Origin of the sequence: Kitasatospora sp. DSM 101779 (genome assembly GCF_025655475.1) — a bacterium.
Classification (GTDB): Bacteria; Actinomycetota; Actinomycetes; order Streptomycetales; family Streptomycetaceae; genus Kitasatospora.
This window is the reverse complement of sequence record NZ_JAHTIK010000001.1, coordinates 8,084,463-8,099,592: the sequence shown is the minus strand read 5'-3', so window position 1 is coordinate 8,099,592 and position 15,130 is coordinate 8,084,463. Positions and strand designations below refer to the sequence as shown.

Genomic DNA, 15,130 nt, shown 5'->3' with positions numbered 1-15,130 from the left:
GACGGGGCGGCTGCGGGTCGTCCGCCCGCGCCGGGCGCCACGGCGCATCGTCGGAGAGGCGGAGGGGGCAGTCCCCCAAGGAATCCACAAAATCGATCCGTACGCTGCGGGAAGGACGTGGGGACCGTTCACGCGCCGCAGCGTGTCCCGACCGCGGGGCACGAGGCGCCCTGGAGGCCCCCCACGTTCCGCCTGCACGTGCCGGGATGCTCCTTCTCCCGCAACCCGGTGAAGGAGTGGATCTCCTCGCCGCCGGCCGACAACGCCCAGAGCGAGGCGGTCTGGAATGCCTCGCGCTGGGGCAACCACCGGTCTGGGCGGGAGCGGGCCTGGGGCGACTACCGCGGCTTCGTGGGCGGCTACCTCAAGGACGAACGAGTCCGGTCGCGCACGGCTGAACTTCCGTTCCCGGCAACGTCGGTCCGGTGATTCGACGAAGGCCCGGGGCGGAGGGTGATTCCCTCCCGCCCCGAACCCTCCGTGTTTCTGTACCGCGCGCAGAAACCGAACCAGCGACGCCACACTCCCGGTCCCCGGAAATGAATCCACTACGAACGATCGTGTGAGATTTGTTTCCCTCGCCACCGACGCTACCCGCTGCCGGTCCGGCACCAGCCCGTCGCGTGGGGACGCAGCCGGGTCGGTCAGTGGGTGCGCCTACGGCCAGTGGACGAACGCCTCGCCGAGCCTGTGCGGGGCGACGGCATCGTCGCGCGCCCCGGACAGCTCCCGTTCGCGGCCGTAGCCGGTCAGCTCGAAGCGGCCGCCCTCGAATTGGCCGCCCTTGAACTGGACTGCGCCCACCGCCTCGTAGAGGCCCAGCGCCCTGCCCACGTCCCGGGCCACCACGACCTTCCACGAGGTCAGGCCCTCCGGCTGGCGCTCCTCGACCTGGTGATGTGCCGTCAGCTCGTCCCAGACCACCCGGGCGGCCTCTTCCTCCGTCGAGGGACCCGCGCCGAGGCGCCGCCACAGGGCGACCAGCCCCTCGCTGAAGTCCGGCGCGCCGTCAAGGTGGAGGCGCACGGACTGCCAGCCGCAGCGGGAGTCCTCCAGCCGCGGCACGGCCGCGAACAGCGCATCGCGCAGCGCCCCGGGATCCTCCCGCAGCCGCGCTGCGGCCGGCCCCGGGCCGAGCCACGAACCATCGGTGCGCACCAGGCCGGAGAGGTGCGCCCACGCCAGCAGCACCTGCACACCACGCAGAGGCGCAGCCAACCCGGCCCCCGCCTGGTTGCCGCCGGTGCCCAGCAACTCGACCAACTCCCGCGCATCCCCGCGCAACAGCTGCCCCGTCGTGGTCAGCCGCCTGCCCCCGCCGACCCAGCCGGTCAGGGCCAGCATCTGCCCCACCGCCCTCGGCAGCCGGCCGGCACCAGAGCGGCCGGCCTCCCGCGGCCCCGGCACGGCACACCTGCACACCGTCCCCGGGCGCAGCTCGGTCTCCAACACGAACTCATCCCTTCCCCCCGGCCCGGGAGCCCCCGGACCTCCTTCACTGTATGCCAGACCACGCCGCCGACCCGCCCGGCAACACTCCATCGGCCCGAGGCGCCGGCCGCTGGAGAGCGTGCGCGGGTGGGGGCCGAGTCAATCCCGGGGGCCGGGGCGGCGCGGCAGGTCGGCGGGCGTGCCGGAGGTGGCGTCCGCTTCCCGGTCGGCGGCCGTGCACTCCGGATCGACGCGGTCGTGCAGCAGCAGGTCGCCGCTGTCAGCGGGCACCATGCCGACCAGTCCTGTCGCCTGACGCCGTTTCAGCCGCCCGGGTTCGGCGCCGGCCACCTCGACGTTCCACCACGGGCCGGGGCAGCCATGCCAGGCAGCCGAGCGGGTGGACTTGCCCACGTTGTTGCGTGCCGGTTCACCGCCCGTACCGAGTGGTTCGGCGTGTGGCGCCTACCGCCCGCCCATGGGAGCGCCGAGGCCGCCCCGGGACGAGAATGCCGGAAGGCTCTGCGGCGCGCGGGGCGACGGTCAGTCCGGTCGCCTTCTGGTTCTCGATGTACTTCCCTGGTGATCTCCAGGGGTGCTCTGCCGCAGGATGCGGCGAAATAGCTGGGGGACCTGAAGTGCTCACCCCACAGGTACGGGCGGAGGTGGCCGGGAAACTCTTGGCGGAGCCTGCGGGCTGATACGCCCTTGAGGGATCCGACCAGGCGGGAGATCGCGGCCTTGGGCGGGTGGTGGACCAGGAGGTGGACGTGATCGCGTTCGCCGTTGAACTCGACCGGCTCGGTTTCGAGGTCGACACAGACGACGCGCATGATCTCTTCGCAGCGTCCAAGGATCTAACGCGCCGGCTCCGGTGTCGCCCCCGAAGACCTCGCGGGCATCCGCAGCCGGGTACGGCTCCGCAAGGACCAGCGGACTCGCCTGCACTCGTGGAGCTTCCACGAGCTCGCCCGGTACATCGCGTACAAGGCCCAGCGGGCCGGGGTCCGCTGGTGTACACCGAACCGGCGTACACCAGCCGGCCATGCTCCGGGTTCCACCCCATCGACCGGCGCAACCGCCGGTCACCAGCAAGGTTCGCGTGCCGCGCCTGCGGCGTACGGTCGGTGGTGGCGCACTGCGTCCGGTCGGCAGGATTCTCGGCTCGGCGCGGCGGACGGCCTGCGACTAGCATGGCCGGTGCGGCCCGTGACCGCCCGCACGCCCCGTACGAGGGCCCAGAGGTTCTGCCGGGCCGAGGACACCACGGGAGCAGCGATGAACGGTGAACCGGAACCGATCGGTGCGGACGAGCGCGGCGCCCTGGAGCAGGTACTCGCGGACCTGCGGGCCGAACGCGACCGGGTCGCGGCCACGCTGCGGGACCCGGATTCGGTCGGCGACCCGGCCGACCAGGCCGACGAGCTCCAGCGCGCCTCGGACGTGGCGCGGATGGACACCCGGATCGAGGACATCAGCGTGCGGCTGCGGGAGGCGGCAGGGGCAGGCAGTCCACGGACCGACGCGGTCGGGGTGGGGAGCACCGTCACCCTGCGGTTCTCGGACGGAACGACGGAGACGGTGCAGATCACCGAAGTCGCCGACGAGGCGGAGCGGACGGCGGTGACCGCCGACAGCCCACTGGGCCGCGCGCTGCTCGGCCGGGGGCCCGGCGAGGCCGTGCAGTACGACACCCCTCGGGGCGCGGCCGAGGCGACCGTGGTGTCGATCGGAGGTTAGGCCTCGCTCTCGGATCGCGCGGGAGCCGCCGGCAGCTGCGGCCACCGTCCGCCCGGCCGCGCCCTTACGGGGCGGAGCCGGAGCCGAGGGCGTTGTCGACGTAGGCCGCCAGCGAGGAGCGCATCTCCTCGGGCGTCATCTTCTGATCGTCGATCAGGTGCGCCACGAGGTCGGCGCGGACGGCGGCCAGCAAGGCGTGGGCGGTGAAGTCCGCGTTGCGGACGCCGGGCACCCTGTCCAGCGCCGCGCGCAGCGTCTCGTGCCACCAGCCGTAGTGTTCCGCCCGGTACGGACTGCTGAGTCCGGCGTCCTCGGCGGCCGACATCAGGTTCCGGTTGTCGATTTTGAAGCGGAGCGCGGCGTCGAGGAGGTCCAGCACCTGCTGCCGCGGTGCGGAACCGGGTGCGGCCTGTGCGTGTGCCTGTGCCTGCGCCTGCGCCTGCCCGTGTGCCTGTGCCTGTGCCTGTGCCTGCTGGACGGCCTGCCGCAGGGGTTCCATGCGCGAGGTGATGACGGCGCCGATCAAGCCGGCGCGGTCGCCGAATCTACGGAAGAGAGTGCCCTTGCCCACGCCCGCGGCCGCGGCGATCTCGTCCATCGACACGGTCTGTGGGCTGCCGCTGGCGGCGAAGAGGGCGTCGGCGGCGGCCAGGACGGCCTCGCGGTTGCGCAGGGCGTCCGCACGCTCGGTGCGCTGGGCCAACGGGTCCTCCTGGGTCTTCGGGCTGTCCCGGCCCCGGGAATGATATGCCGCCTCTCCGCGGGGGTGACGGTCCGTGCCCGAGAGCCAGCGTGCGGGGCCGCCCTCCTCGGCCGAGGTGCACCGTGGCCGGGGGCCGCGAAGGTTCCGGCAGAGGGCCGGGTGGTCCCGGACGGACGGTACACCGGTACCGGGCAGGCGAACTTCCCGGTACCGGCGTCCGTGCTCAACCGTTCACCGGACCTCCCGTTCGACGAAGGCGCGGAACGTGCCCGGGGGGCGACCGGTGAGGCGCTCGACGGCATCCGAGGTGCGGTCCTCGGCGCCGCCTGCGATGGCTCGGTCCATTTCGGCCAGCATGGTGGCGAACTGCGGGGGGATCTCGGCCGCCCAGCGGTCGCGCAGCTGCTCGAAGGTCAAGTGCCGGTGCACCACCGGCCGACCGGTGACCTCGGCGATGGTCGCGGCGACCTCGTCGTAGCTCAGGGTCTGCGGCCCGGTGAGGATCAGGTCGGCGTTGGCGGCCTGCCGGTCGGTGAGGGCGCGTGCGGCGACGGCGGCGATGTCCTCGGCGTCGATGAACCCGACGCGTCCCTGTCCGGCGGCCGTGAGGATGGCACCGTCCTCACGGATGGAGCGCGCGTGGGGGGTGTCGCCGGTGACGTTCTGCATGAACCAGGAAGGCCGCAGCACCGCCCACTCCTCGAACAGGCCGGGCAGGGCCTGGTGGACCCGGCCCACCGCCGGACCGCCGGCGGGGATCGCGGAGGAGCCGAGCAGCACCACGCGCCGTATTCCTGCCGCGCGCGCCCGGTGGAGAAAGGGCAGCATGACGGCGGCCGGCTCCGAGGAACCGACCGGCGGGACCAGGTAGGCGCGGTCGACGCCGTCCATGGCAGCGCCCCAGGTCGCGGGCTCGTGCCAGTCGAAGCGCACGGCCTGCGCACCCTCGACCGGGGTGGCCGTCCGGCTAGTGGCCCTGACGCGGTGACCCTCGGCGAGCAGGGCGGCGGTGACGCGGCGGCCGGTGGTGCCGGTGGCCCCGGTGACCAGGACGGAGTGGGCGGTCGTCATCAGTGCGTTCCTGCGAAGTCGGCCTCGGGCCGGGACACGGCGATGGGGTTCCAGTAGTCGCGGTAGTGGGTGATGAGCCCGTCCTCGACCGTGACGACGGCGATGTAGGTCATCTCGAAGGGGGCGTCGGTCTTCACCAGCCGGCCGACCCCGCGCATCTCCACCACGATCGTCTCGGGGGCGGTGGTCTGGTGGATCGTCACGTCGGGGAAGTCGTGCAGGTCGACGTGGTCGGGGTAGTGGCGCATGTAGTCGCCGACCGCGGCCTTGCCCTCGAGGCGCCGAGGCCAACCCTCGGGGGCGAAGGGGAATTCGAGGACGCCGTCCTTGTCCCACAGCTCCACCCAGGCGGGGATGTCCTTGTCCAGCAGCACTTGCAGACCGTGCCGGTACAGCTCTGCGGGTGTCACGGGGATTGTCATGCTCGAGGATTCCGTTCTGCTCGACGCCGCAGCGGCCCGGCCCTCGGCCGGGCCGCCGACACACAAACGGACCGTCAGTCCGCTTGCCTGAAGCATACGGGCCGTCAGTCCGCTCAGCAAGGACGTGCCGCCGGTGCGCAACCGCCGTTCACGGGTCGTCGTCACCACCCGGCGGGCCGTGCCGCGCTCGGCGGAGGCGACGCCGATCCGCCGCGCCATCGGCCGGCGGCAGCCCTGCCCGACCCGGACTCGCGACGGTCGACGACACCGGGCACACCTGGGCGCCCGGCCACGACCCGGCCGGAAGCACGCAGCCGCCGGCCCGCACCCTCACGAGCAGCCGCGCCGCGGGCGGACCGCCGACCGTGCCGGTCGGGCGCAGCGGCAGGACGGAGACCGCGGCAGCCAGGGCGGTCGGGACCTCGGACCGGCACTCCCCCGGGCCATCGGCGCGGCGCAGTCGGTCGAGGGCGACGCCGAACTCGGCGGCGGCGTTCAGGCCCGGGACCTGCAGGCCGACGGCCGCGCCCCAGGTGTCGGCGGTGGTGGCGCCAGGTGCCGGCGGTGGTGGCGCCAGGTGCCGGCGATGGTGGAGCACCGGCCGCGAGGTCGGGCATCCGTCGCGGCCCTCCCGCCGACCGACACCACGGTGCCGGGGCACCGGCCGCCGGTCGGACAGGGCGTCGTGGAGCGGAGGCAGGGGCGGGCGGCCGAGGGTTCCTGCCGGGCCGGTCGGAACTGGGCCGTCAGGGCGTGGAGCGTCGCTTCCGTGCGCCGCAGGACCGAACACGTCGCCGTAGAGCGCGAGTCCGGAAGCAGTGTGCCGCCGGATGGCCACTCGGCGACCAGGGTGCGGCCGACCCGGGGCACCGTGTGCACCGCGATCCGCGGGTCCGTGCGCGGGCCGGCCCGCAGTCGGTGCCGGGCCCTCGACGGGCTCGGCGGCCGCTGTCCGGCCGCTGCAAAGGTGCCCCGACGAAGCCCGGCCTCGGGGCACCGGGCGAGGCATGGCGGTGAGAGCAGTGGAGGCTGCAGCACGACGACCGGCCGCTCGAAACGACTGCCGGCGATGCCCGGCGCGGCAGGCAACCGGACGGCCCGGTGCTGTCGCCACGACGCTGCGGGAGTCCTGCGTCACGGCTTCGGGCCGCGCCTCAGCCCGACGCCCGAGAGCCCCGACGTCCGACCCGCCTGAGGCCGCATCACCCGGGTCGTCGCCTCCGCGGCCGGACGGCGCCCGTACCGGGTCACCGTCGACCCGGTCGACGACGGTTCCGTGGAGGCTTCGGAGGCCGCCGGCCCTGGCCACCGCGACTTCCGCACCAGGAACGGCCTCCCCGGCCTGCTCACGGCGGGGGTCGGCGAACGGCTGATGTACCACCCGCCGCGGGCGCGCCCGCGCGGTGTTCCGGCAGGACCGCCGGGCGGTTCCCCGGCGGCCGCAGCCGGGGAACGATCTGCGGCCTCAGGCCTGCGGGAGCGGCCGCAGGCCCTGGAGGAGCAGTGCGATCAACCGGCGGGGGTCGTAGCGCGGGTCGCTGTCGCGTCCGATGCACAGGTTGCCGACACCCCGCATCAGCTCGTAGGGCTGGACGCCGGGCCGGATGGCGCCGGCGCCCACCGCGGCGTCGAGGAGGTCCCCGCAGACGGGCACCAGGCGGTCGAGGAAGTAGGTGTGCAGCGCGGCGAAGCGGTCGCTGTCCGACTGCAGAGCGTCGGCCAGCCCGTGCTTGGTGACCAGGAAGTCGACGAAGAGGTCGATCCATCGGTGGAGCGCCTCGAACGGGGAGTCGGACTCGGCCAGCAGGCTCGGGCCGGCCTGCGCGCACGCCTCGATCTGGTGGCGGTAGACGGCGGTGACCAGATCCGCCCGGGTCGGGAAGTGGCGGTAGATCGTCCCCGTCCCGACGCCGGCCTCGGCCGCGATCTGGCGGATCGGCGCATCGACCCCCGAGGTCACGAACACCCGGGCCGCGGCGGCGAGCAGAGTTTCCTGGTTGCGCCGAGCATCGGCCCGCAGGCTTCGGGCCGGCGGCTTCCCGGCGGGGTCCTCGGTGGGCATCGGTCAGTCCTCCGACAGCGCGATTGACAAAACGGAACCTTGTTCCGGATAGTAAGTGGAACAGCGTTCCGCTTCAGCTTAGCCGAGGCGGACGTGTCTGACCACGTGCCTGTTGCCGCCCGGCCCGGGACGGCGCGGGCTCATCCCGCAGAAGGGGAACCACCCGTCATGAGCACACCCCACGCCCTCGCCTCCGGATCCGTCCCGACCGAGCCCGTCCTGTCGTACAGCCCGGTGGTGCTGTCTGTGCCCGGACGGCCGACCGACCTGCACCTGCGCGTCTCCGCGCCGGCCACCGGGACGGGCCTGCCGGTCATCCTGCTCTCCCACGGTCAGGGCGGCTCCAACCACCTCTCCTCGCTGAACGGCTACGCGCCGCTCGTCAACCTCTGGGCGGCAGCCGGATTCGCCGTCCTCCAGCCCACCCACCTCAGCTCCCGGACCCTGAGCCACGAGCTCGCCGACGCCCCCGGGGCTCCCCTCTTCTGGCGTTCGCGCGCCGAGGACATGAGCCACATCCTCGACCGGCTCGACGAGGTCGAGACCGCCGTTCCGCAGCTGGCCGGCCGCGTCGACCACGAGAGGATCGCGGTGGCCGGGCACTCCATGGGCGGCCACACCGCCAGCCTCCTGCTGGGCGCCCGCACCACCGACCCCGACACCGGGGAAGAGGTGGACCTGCTCGAGCCCCGGATCAAGGCCGGTGTCCTGCTGGCCGCACCTGGCCGGGGCGGTGACATCCTCACCGGGCCGATGGCCGGGCTGGTGTCCTTCCTGAACACCATCGACTTCTCGACCATGACCACCCCGACCATCGTCGTCGCCGGCGACAAGGACGACCCCCGTCACTTCACCGACATCGGCCCCGACTGGCACTGCGACCCCTACCACCTCGCTCCCGCCCCCAAGACCCTGCTCACCCTGTTCGGCGCCGAGCACCTCCTCGGCGGCGTCTCCGGATACGACGCCGCCGAGACCACCGACGAGAGTCCCGAACGCGTCGCCGCCCTCGCCCACCTCACCGCCGCCTACCTCCGCACCCGGCTCCACCCCGGCGACAGCACCTGGCAGACGACGACCGCCGCGCTGACCACCGGCCCCGACGCCGTCGGGCACATCACCTCCAAGTAGCCCGCCGGGCACCGGACGGAACCGAACCGTCCGCCGGCGGGGCCAGCCGCCCCGGCGTCCGCTCCGCACTGGCGCCGGGGCGGCTCTCCTGTGCGCCGGGGCTGGGCGGCCGGGGCGACCGCCGGGCCGGAACACCCCGGCAGCAGCACGGCGTCCCGGCCGCCGCAGTCGGCCACCGGGGCGGTGGGGAGCGTGCCGCGGGCCGGCCGGGCGACCTGCCGAGATCCGCCTGCGGATGGCCGCGCCGCACATCGAACGCCGAGGATGCGGATGCGGATGCGGATGCGGATGCGGCACGGTCACCCCTGCGGGCGCGCCGGAGGATGCGGAGGGGGCTCGATCGGTGTCCGGCCTCCGTTCTCTCGATTCTCGCGATCGAGGGCTCGCCGGCTCCCGGCGTTCGACCGCCGTGGCGCTCGCTCCTCTCGGACGGATCGTGATCAGCTCGGCTGCGCGTAGGTCCCGACCGCGGTGAACGCCTCGTCGATGGGCCTGAGGAGCTCGGCCGGGCGGGCGCCGGTCGCGCCGATCGGCTCCCAGAGACCGGCGCAGTGCTCGTCGGTCTCGACCTCGATCCGCTCGCGCGCCGCGGTGCCCGCGTCGGTCGCGGTCCCGTCGGTCTCCAGCCAGCCGCGGGTGACGAGGCGTTCGGTGGCTGCGGACCATCCCCCGTCGTCCCATTGCCGGGTGGCGCGCACGATCGGCGGCGGGCGACGGCCGGTCGCGGCGTGGAGGACGTTGCAGTCGCACGGCCCGAGGCGGTTGTCGGCAAGGACGACGAGGTGCGCGTCTCCGCGCCACCCGCGCAGCACGGTGACCTGCTGCCACAGTGCGGTCAGCGGGTCGGACGGCAGGGGGACGGACGCATTTCAGACCCTCGTTCTCGGCCGCGGCGTCCATGCAGGTCTGCCGGCGGTCCAGGATGCCGCTCACCGACACGGGAGACTGCTCGGCAGGAGGATCGCCCAGGTGCTCAACCCGTTGTGGCGTCGCAGAGACTCGGCGAGATCACCGGGCAACGGGATACCGAGAATCCGTTCCGCGTGCCGAACCTCCTCCGCTTGCCGGTGGGTTGAGCACTGCGCGGTCGGAAGCCGAGCGAATCGCCAGCCAGGCGGAGATCGACGAGCTGGTGCTCAAGGGCGGCCCGGTCACTCTCGGCGGGGGCATCCCGCTGTTCACCGGCCGGCACGGCACCGACCCGCGCATCTTCGTGCACGCCGACCAGACGGTGCTGCCGGGCGGAGCCGCGTGCCTCACCCGCACGTGGGGCTGGCCGCTTCCGACCTGCTGAGAAACGAGTCGCCATCTGGTTGCCCGTCAGGCAGACTGCGGGATTCGACCTGATGATCCGTTCACGGCCCGATCCACCCGAAGGACCCCCGCATGACCGAACCCGTCCAGCCCGGCACGCCGCAGGCCACCGGGGACCCGGCCGCTGTCGACCCCTGGGCGCCGCCCGCTCTCGGGGCAACGCCCGCGTCGGAACCCGCCCCGGTACCGCCTCCGGCCCCGGCACCGGGGCTGGTGCCGGGTCCGGACATGAACGCGGGAGCGGGCACGGGAGTCTCGTACTGGCCGTTCCCGCAGCCCGCACCGCAGCCCCGCAACGGGCTCGGCGTGGCGGCCATGACGCTCGGGATCGTCGGCGCCGTCCTCGGACTGACGATCGTCTTCTTCTGGCTCGCCTGGCTCCCGGCGCTGCTGGCCGTCATCCTCGGTGCCGTCGCGCTGAGCCACGTCCGAAAGGGCCTGGCGAACAACCGCGGCATTGCCCTCACGGGCGTGATCCTCGGTGCCGCCGGGCTCCTCGTCTCGGTCGCCGGCGGGGTGCTCGTCGCGGTTCAGGTGCACAGCATCAGGGAGGAGCAGCGCGCCGCGACGGCCGCCGCCGACGCCGAAGCGGCGCGGCAGCGCGACGAGGTGGCGCGGCAGCTCGCGCAGTTCGAGGCCGAGAAGCAGAAGCGGGCCACGGACGAGCAGGCCCGAAGGCTGTCGTTCGGCGGGTCCTACACGTACGAGGAGACCGGGCTGAAGATCAGCCTGGCGGCTCCGCAGCCGTTCGTCCCGGACGAGTCCGTGTCCAAGGCTCCCGAGAACGCGAAGGTCGTCGTTCTCGCCGTCACCGTGGTCAACACCGGTTCGACGCCGCTCTCGCTGCGCGGCTCGCAGATGCTCTTCGTCAAGGACGCCAACGACAAGCTGCTCTTCCCCCTGGTCGACATCTCGGGCCGGATCAGCCGGATTCCCGCCTCCCTCGACCCTGGCCGGTCGGTCACCGCCCAGGAGGTGTACGCCCTGCCCGACGGGTCGGCGCACACCATCTCGGTCCGGTTCGACCACGGCGACGGCTCGAAGCGCCGCGCCGTCATCTGGACCGGCTCCCCCGGCTGACCGGGCTCCCTCTGCAGACGAGGCGGTGCCGGGCCTCCGCTCCTGGGCCTCCGCCCTCGGCGCGAGGGTGCCCGGCTGGGCGGTGCCGGGAGGCCCGGCACCGCTCCCGGTGGCGGGTCAGACGGTCGCGACGCCGTTCGAGTAGCTCTTCATGAAGTAGGTGCCGAATCCGTTCTGCACGGGATCGCCGCTGCTGTTGATGCAGTGCAGGATGCCCCCGCCACCAGGGCCGTTGAGGCAGACGGTCATCAGGTCGGTGAGGACGACCCCGGGGGTGTCGGGGACCTCGTAGGCCCGGTCGGCGTAGATGTCGGCCTGCAGGTTGAAGAAGCAGTAGCTGCCCAGGCCCCAGGCCCGGTGGTCGGTGACGGAATCGGCGACCTTGTAGGCGGCGTAGCCCCGGGTGCCGTGGTGGACCCAGGCGGACTGCGTGGGGACGTCGTAGGGGTGCTCGTTCTGGAAGAAGTAGGTGCGGCCGTGGTTGCCGTTCCAGAGCACCTCGTACTTCTGGAAGTGCTCGGCGAACAGGCCGTAGGTGGTGACCCGGTCGCCGTTGACGAGGAAGCCGGTGCCGGCGGGGTTGACCGACCAGCCGACGCTGCCGTCGAGGCCGTGGTCCGCGCGCCAGACCCAGATGTGGTCGACGATCACGTCGTTGCTGTCGATCCGGATGCCGACCTCGGTGCCGCCGGGCAGCACACCGCCGACGCGGGCGAAGACGTCGAAGAGCGCGGTGGGCCGGGCCGAGTGGTTCCTCCGGCTGCGACCGTCCCCGACCCGGAGCAGGACCGGCGAGCCGGCCGAGGCGGCCTCGAGGAGGAGGCCTGCGACGGAGACGTCGTCCACGTCGGCGACCTCGACGAGCGCGTTGCCGGCGACGGCCTGCAGGGTTGCGAGGCCCAGGCCGAGCACGACCGTCCCGGGCCGCGAGACCCGCAGGGCGGCGGAGAGCGGGTAGATGCCCGGGGTGAACAGCAGGTGCCGGCCCTGGGAGAGGGCGCGGTTGAGGGTTCTGGCCGAGTCGCCGGGCCGGGCCACGTGGAACGCGGACAGCGGGATGCTGTGTCCGGCGGCCTTGCCGGAGGCCCAGGTCGTCCCGGTGGAGTTGCGGCGCAGGGCGGGGACGAAGACATGGTACGTGCCGTGGGCGTCCACCGTGAGGAACGGCTTCTCCCGGACGACCGGGGTGCGGTCGACCGTGGTCATCGGCGGGCTGGGGAAGCTCTGGGCGGGCGCGCCCTGGGTGCCGACGAAGACCATGTTCCAGTTGGCGCCGGTCCAGCTGCCGAAGGTGTCGTTGCGCGACAGCCACTGCTGCTGCGAACCGGACTCGACCTGGCCGTCCACCAGGCTGTCGGCGAGGAATCCGCCGCTGGACCAGCGGTTGCCGGGCGGGCTGGGCCACAGGGTCATGTGGCCCTTGACGTGGGTGCGGCGCATCGGGGCCGCCTGCGAGACCGCCCAGCGCTCCAGGCCGTCCGGCGGGACGATGCACAGGTTCTCGGCGGCCCGCCAGAAGTTCTGGGTGCCGTTGCCCTCGAACCACTGCGCGTCTGCGGTGACGTGCCCGTTGATCACGACGTCGTCCGGGCTCTGGCCGAGGCCCAGCACGTGCGTGTAGAAGCCGACGTTGATGTCGACGCTGTAGGTGCCCGGCCTGAAGGCCAGGGCGTACCGCTCGGTGCCGAACTGGTTGGACTCCTGGATCTTGAACACGGCGTCGACCTGGGCCTGGATCGCCGCATCGCCCATGGAGGGGTCGAACACCAGGACGTTGGTGCCCAGGTCGGTGGTGCCGCGGGCGCCTGACGCAGCGGAGGCCGGGCCGGTCGTGAGACTGCCGGCCACGGGCAGTGCGGCGGCGACCGCTGCGCCGCGGAGCACGGCCCGGCGGGTCGGGGTGACGGACATGACTCTCCCTGCGTAGGTGGGTGGGGAGGGGACCGGAACGAGGTCCTCGACGCGGTGAGAGCGCTCTCTCGCTCGCGGTGGAGAGTGAAGCACCGGGGCGATGCGGCGTCAATAGGGTTCCAACATCGGACGGTTCCGCTGTGGAGCTGCCATCGGAGCGGCACCCGCCGGCCCCTGCCGCCGATCCAGCTGCGGAGTGCCGCCGAGGAGTCCGCGAAACAGCTGTGCGGCGAACGTTCGTCTGCAGGCGCCTGTGCACTGCAGCCCGCAGGACGTCGGCCACACAGCGTCCGAGGTTCCGGAGCAGGTCACGGCGGCCCTGGACGCCGCGCGGGTACGGAGACCGGGAGGCGGCGCGAAGCCGCATCGAGGTGTCGCTCCGTCAGGCGGCAGAGGATTCCCGGGCCGTGCAGTGCACAACCGGGCCCGGCCCGGGCCACCGGCCCGCAGGCCCACGCAAGACGCTCACGGGGCGTACCCTCACCGTGGCCCGCGCTCACGGCCACCATGCCCGCAGCTGCGACCGGTCAAGTGCACCAGCACAACCATCCCCCGCCCCCTGGCAGGCCCAGGACCCACCGAGCGCCTCCGAAGGATTGCTCAAGCCCGGGACACGACAGGGCGGGCCGCGGCCCGGCCCCGGGTCAGCCGGCCGGGCAGGACGGACCTCCGGGTTCGGGTGCACTCCCCCACCGAGCGGGCCGCCCGACGCGCGGGCCGGCCGCGCCCTTCGCCACTCGTCCGTGGAAGGGACCGCCAGGGTCTGGCGGCCCCTTCCACAGCAAAGCCCGCGGTTCAGCCGAGCCCGAGACCGCCGAGAAGGCCACCGAGAAGGCTGCTGAGCGCGTCCATATGAGACTCCTGTCTTTCGGATGTCGGAGACCTACACATCACCGGACGGAGCCGGATCTCACGGAGAGTCCTGCTTCCCCACCCTGGTGGGTCAGCAGAACCACCCGAAGGCAGCCGCGGCACCGATCCGGGTTCCGCGCGATCAGGCGGACGGGACCGTGACCACCGCCGCCCCGGAGCTCTCCACGGCCCGACGTCCCCCACCACCAGGTCGGGCCGGCCCGGGTCCCACCAGGTCGGGCCGGCCCGGGTCCCACCGGGCCGTCGGCCGATGTCGCCGGGCCGTCGGCCCACGTCGCCGGCAGCGTTCCTCGCTCGATGGCTCAGGCCAGCGTCGGGCCGGTCCCGGCGGGGGACGCGGTGCCCGGCGACGTGGTTCTCGGGCCGGGCGCGGCGGGGAACCGGGCCCGGTCAGTCCGCGGTGATGCGGAGGTTGGCGAGGACGGTGGTGTCGTCGGCGGCGAGAGTGAGGATGCGGCCGCTGCGGTGCCAGTAGGTGGCGGTAGAGGCGTGGCGGCGGACGCCGACCGGGGTGGGGCGGCCGCCGGGGCCGGGGGGTGCGGCGGGGACGTGGAGGGTCAGGAGCGGGCTGTCGGTGGGACGGCGGGCGGCGTGGACGGTGAGGCCGCCGGGGCCGGGTGCGGGGACGGTGAGCGCCCAGTCGTCGCCGTCGGTGAGCGGGGGCGCCACGGGGAGGCCGTCGACGGTGAGCGGGCCCGGGGTGGGGACGCCGAACCAGCGCAGGGTGGTCCGGCCCGCCTCGCGGTCGGCGGTGGTGAGCAGCCGGCCGCCGCCGGCGAGCGCGGCGAGGCCCACGAAGGCGCCGGCCGACCGGAGTTCGTCGTCGGTGAGGGCGACCCGGGCGGTCAGCCGCCAGCCGGGCAGTTCCCAGGTCCAGCACTCGGTGGAGCCGGTGCCGAAGCGGGGCCGGGTGAGGACGACGGCCGAGCAGCGGTCCGCGGTACGGGACGGTGGGCCGGCCGGGCGCTGGTCGCCCTGGGCGTTGTCGCCGCCGAGTTCGCGCCAGACGACGGTGGGCCGGTCCGCCGCGGTGTCGAGCACGACGAGACCCCGTGCGTCGACGCCGATCAGGTGCCGGCCGTCGTAGGTGCCGAGCGTGGCGGTGGAGCGCAGGGTGGTCCAGGGCTGAAGCGTCCGGGTGGCGAGGTCGAGCCGGGAGACCTCGGTGACCGGGCCGTGGTCGGCGACCACCAGGGCGTTGCCGCCGTGGTCGGCGAGGACCAGGCGGTCTGCAGGCGTGTCCCAGCGCGCCTTGGTCCGCCCGTCGGGCGTGAGCAGCCGCACACCCGCCTGGCCGCAGGCGACCAGCAGGGCACCGGAGTCCAGGTAGGCCGCGTCGAGCACCGGGAGGGTGCCGGGGCGGTCCGCGGCGGTGACCTCCAGCGGCCGCCC

General features: G+C 73.6%; 14 protein-coding genes and 1 pseudogene. 5 read left to right on the top strand and 10 right to left on the bottom strand.

Annotated elements, in window-relative coordinates; genetic code table 11:
• The first annotated feature begins 228 nt into the window (after positions 1-228).
• Positions 229-429 (top strand): hypothetical protein, encoded by a 201-nt coding sequence (locus KSNIM_RS37145; protein WP_263107592.1) that lies wholly within the window; start codon positions 229-231, stop codon positions 427-429.
• Between the two features lie 228 nt (positions 430-657).
• Here the strand turns inward: KSNIM_RS37145 and KSNIM_RS37140 are convergent, their stop codons facing one another.
• From KSNIM_RS37140 to tnpA, 3 genes are all read right to left on the bottom strand, one after another.
• Complete coding sequence (locus KSNIM_RS37140) at positions 658-1,344, bottom strand: hypothetical protein (RefSeq protein ID WP_263107591.1); 687 nt, start codon at positions 1,342-1,344, stop codon at positions 658-660.
• A 246-nt stretch (positions 1,345-1,590) separates the two neighbouring features.
• On the bottom strand, positions 1,591-1,725 hold the full coding sequence (locus KSNIM_RS37135) for a hypothetical protein (protein ID WP_263107590.1): 135 nt from the start codon (positions 1,723-1,725) through the stop codon (positions 1,591-1,593).
• Positions 1,726-1,754: 29 nt separating this feature from the next.
• Positions 1,755-2,264 (bottom strand): IS200/IS605 family transposase, encoded by a 510-nt coding sequence (gene tnpA / locus KSNIM_RS37130; RefSeq protein ID WP_263107589.1) that lies wholly within the window; start codon positions 2,262-2,264, stop codon positions 1,755-1,757.
• Positions 2,265-2,709: 445 nt separating this feature from the next.
• Here tnpA and KSNIM_RS37125 point away from each other — a divergent pair, with 445 nt between their 5' ends.
• A complete protein-coding gene (locus KSNIM_RS37125) occupies positions 2,710-3,171 on the top strand; it encodes a GreA/GreB family elongation factor (RefSeq protein WP_263107588.1) in 462 nt (153 codons plus the stop codon).
• 64 nt (positions 3,172-3,235) lie between these two features.
• On the opposite strand, the gene KSNIM_RS37120 is transcribed toward KSNIM_RS37125, so the two are convergent.
• The 4 genes from KSNIM_RS37120 to KSNIM_RS37105 form a co-directional block, all read right to left on the bottom strand.
• Entirely contained in the window at positions 3,236-3,874 is a 639-nt protein-coding gene (locus KSNIM_RS37120; RefSeq protein WP_263107587.1) for a TetR/AcrR family transcriptional regulator, read from the bottom strand.
• A 231-nt stretch (positions 3,875-4,105) separates the two neighbouring features.
• Positions 4,106-4,945, bottom strand: a complete 840-nt coding sequence (locus tag KSNIM_RS37115; RefSeq protein WP_263107586.1) for an NmrA family NAD(P)-binding protein — start codon at positions 4,943-4,945, stop codon at positions 4,106-4,108.
• Complete coding sequence (locus KSNIM_RS37110) at positions 4,945-5,367, bottom strand: nuclear transport factor 2 family protein (RefSeq protein ID WP_263107585.1); 423 nt, start codon at positions 5,365-5,367, stop codon at positions 4,945-4,947. Before KSNIM_RS37110 ends, KSNIM_RS37115 begins: the two co-directional genes overlap by 1 nt.
• Positions 5,368-6,832: 1,465 nt before the next feature.
• Positions 6,833-7,429, bottom strand: coding sequence for a TetR/AcrR family transcriptional regulator (locus KSNIM_RS37105; RefSeq protein WP_263107584.1), 597 nt, complete (start codon positions 7,427-7,429; stop codon positions 6,833-6,835).
• Between the two features lie 168 nt (positions 7,430-7,597).
• Here KSNIM_RS37105 and KSNIM_RS37100 point away from each other — a divergent pair, with 168 nt between their 5' ends.
• Positions 7,598-8,560 carry an alpha/beta hydrolase family protein gene (locus KSNIM_RS37100; RefSeq protein ID WP_263107583.1) on the top strand — a complete coding sequence of 321 codons (963 nt, stop codon included), beginning with the start codon at positions 7,598-7,600 and terminating at the stop codon, positions 8,558-8,560.
• A gap of 440 nt (positions 8,561-9,000) precedes the next feature.
• Here KSNIM_RS37100 and KSNIM_RS37095 read toward each other — a convergent pair.
• Positions 9,001-9,429: pseudogene (locus tag KSNIM_RS37095) on the bottom strand (SCO6745 family protein); the annotation flags it as partial.
• 203 nt (positions 9,430-9,632) lie between these two features.
• Between KSNIM_RS37095 and KSNIM_RS37090 the strand changes: the two are divergent.
• Together KSNIM_RS37090 and KSNIM_RS37085 are read left to right on the top strand one after the other, a co-directional pair.
• Complete coding sequence (locus tag KSNIM_RS37090) at positions 9,633-9,854, top strand: hypothetical protein (protein ID WP_263107582.1); 222 nt, start codon at positions 9,633-9,635, stop codon at positions 9,852-9,854.
• 92 nt (positions 9,855-9,946) lie between these two features.
• Positions 9,947-10,954 (top strand): DUF4190 domain-containing protein, encoded by a 1,008-nt coding sequence (locus KSNIM_RS37085; protein WP_263107581.1) that lies wholly within the window; start codon positions 9,947-9,949, stop codon positions 10,952-10,954.
• A gap of 117 nt (positions 10,955-11,071) precedes the next feature.
• On the opposite strand, the gene KSNIM_RS37080 is transcribed toward KSNIM_RS37085, so the two are convergent.
• Together KSNIM_RS37080 and KSNIM_RS37075 are read right to left on the bottom strand one after the other, a co-directional pair.
• Entirely contained in the window at positions 11,072-12,865 is a 1,794-nt protein-coding gene (locus KSNIM_RS37080; protein ID WP_263107580.1) for an adenylyl cyclase, read from the bottom strand.
• Between the two features lie 1,263 nt (positions 12,866-14,128).
• On the bottom strand, positions 14,129-15,130 hold a 1,002-nt coding region (locus KSNIM_RS37075), incomplete at its 5' end, for a hypothetical protein (RefSeq protein WP_263107579.1).

Coding starts and splice junctions, on each gene's coding strand:
- KSNIM_RS37140 (WP_263107591.1), bottom strand. CDS start 1,344: ATGCTGGCCCTGACCGGCTGGGTCGGCGGGGGCAGGCGGCTGACCACG.
- KSNIM_RS37135 (WP_263107590.1), bottom strand. CDS start 1,725: ATGGTGCCCGCTGACAGCGGCGACCTGCTGCTGCACGACCGCGTCGAT.
- tnpA (WP_263107589.1), bottom strand. CDS start 2,264: ATGCGCGTCGTCTGTGTCGACCTCGAAACCGAGCCGGTCGAGTTCAAC.
- KSNIM_RS37125 (WP_263107588.1), top strand. CDS start 2,710: ATGAACGGTGAACCGGAACCGATCGGTGCGGACGAGCGCGGCGCCCTG.
- KSNIM_RS37115 (WP_263107586.1), bottom strand. CDS start 4,945: ATGACGACCGCCCACTCCGTCCTGGTCACCGGGGCCACCGGCACCACC.
- KSNIM_RS37110 (WP_263107585.1), bottom strand. CDS start 5,367: ATGACAATCCCCGTGACACCCGCAGAGCTGTACCGGCACGGTCTGCAA.
- KSNIM_RS37105 (WP_263107584.1), bottom strand. CDS start 7,429: ATGCCCACCGAGGACCCCGCCGGGAAGCCGCCGGCCCGAAGCCTGCGG.
- KSNIM_RS37100 (WP_263107583.1), top strand. CDS start 7,598: ATGAGCACACCCCACGCCCTCGCCTCCGGATCCGTCCCGACCGAGCCC.
- KSNIM_RS37085 (WP_263107581.1), top strand. CDS start 9,947: ATGACCGAACCCGTCCAGCCCGGCACGCCGCAGGCCACCGGGGACCCG.
- KSNIM_RS37080 (WP_263107580.1), bottom strand. CDS start 12,865: ATGTCCGTCACCCCGACCCGCCGGGCCGTGCTCCGCGGCGCAGCGGTC.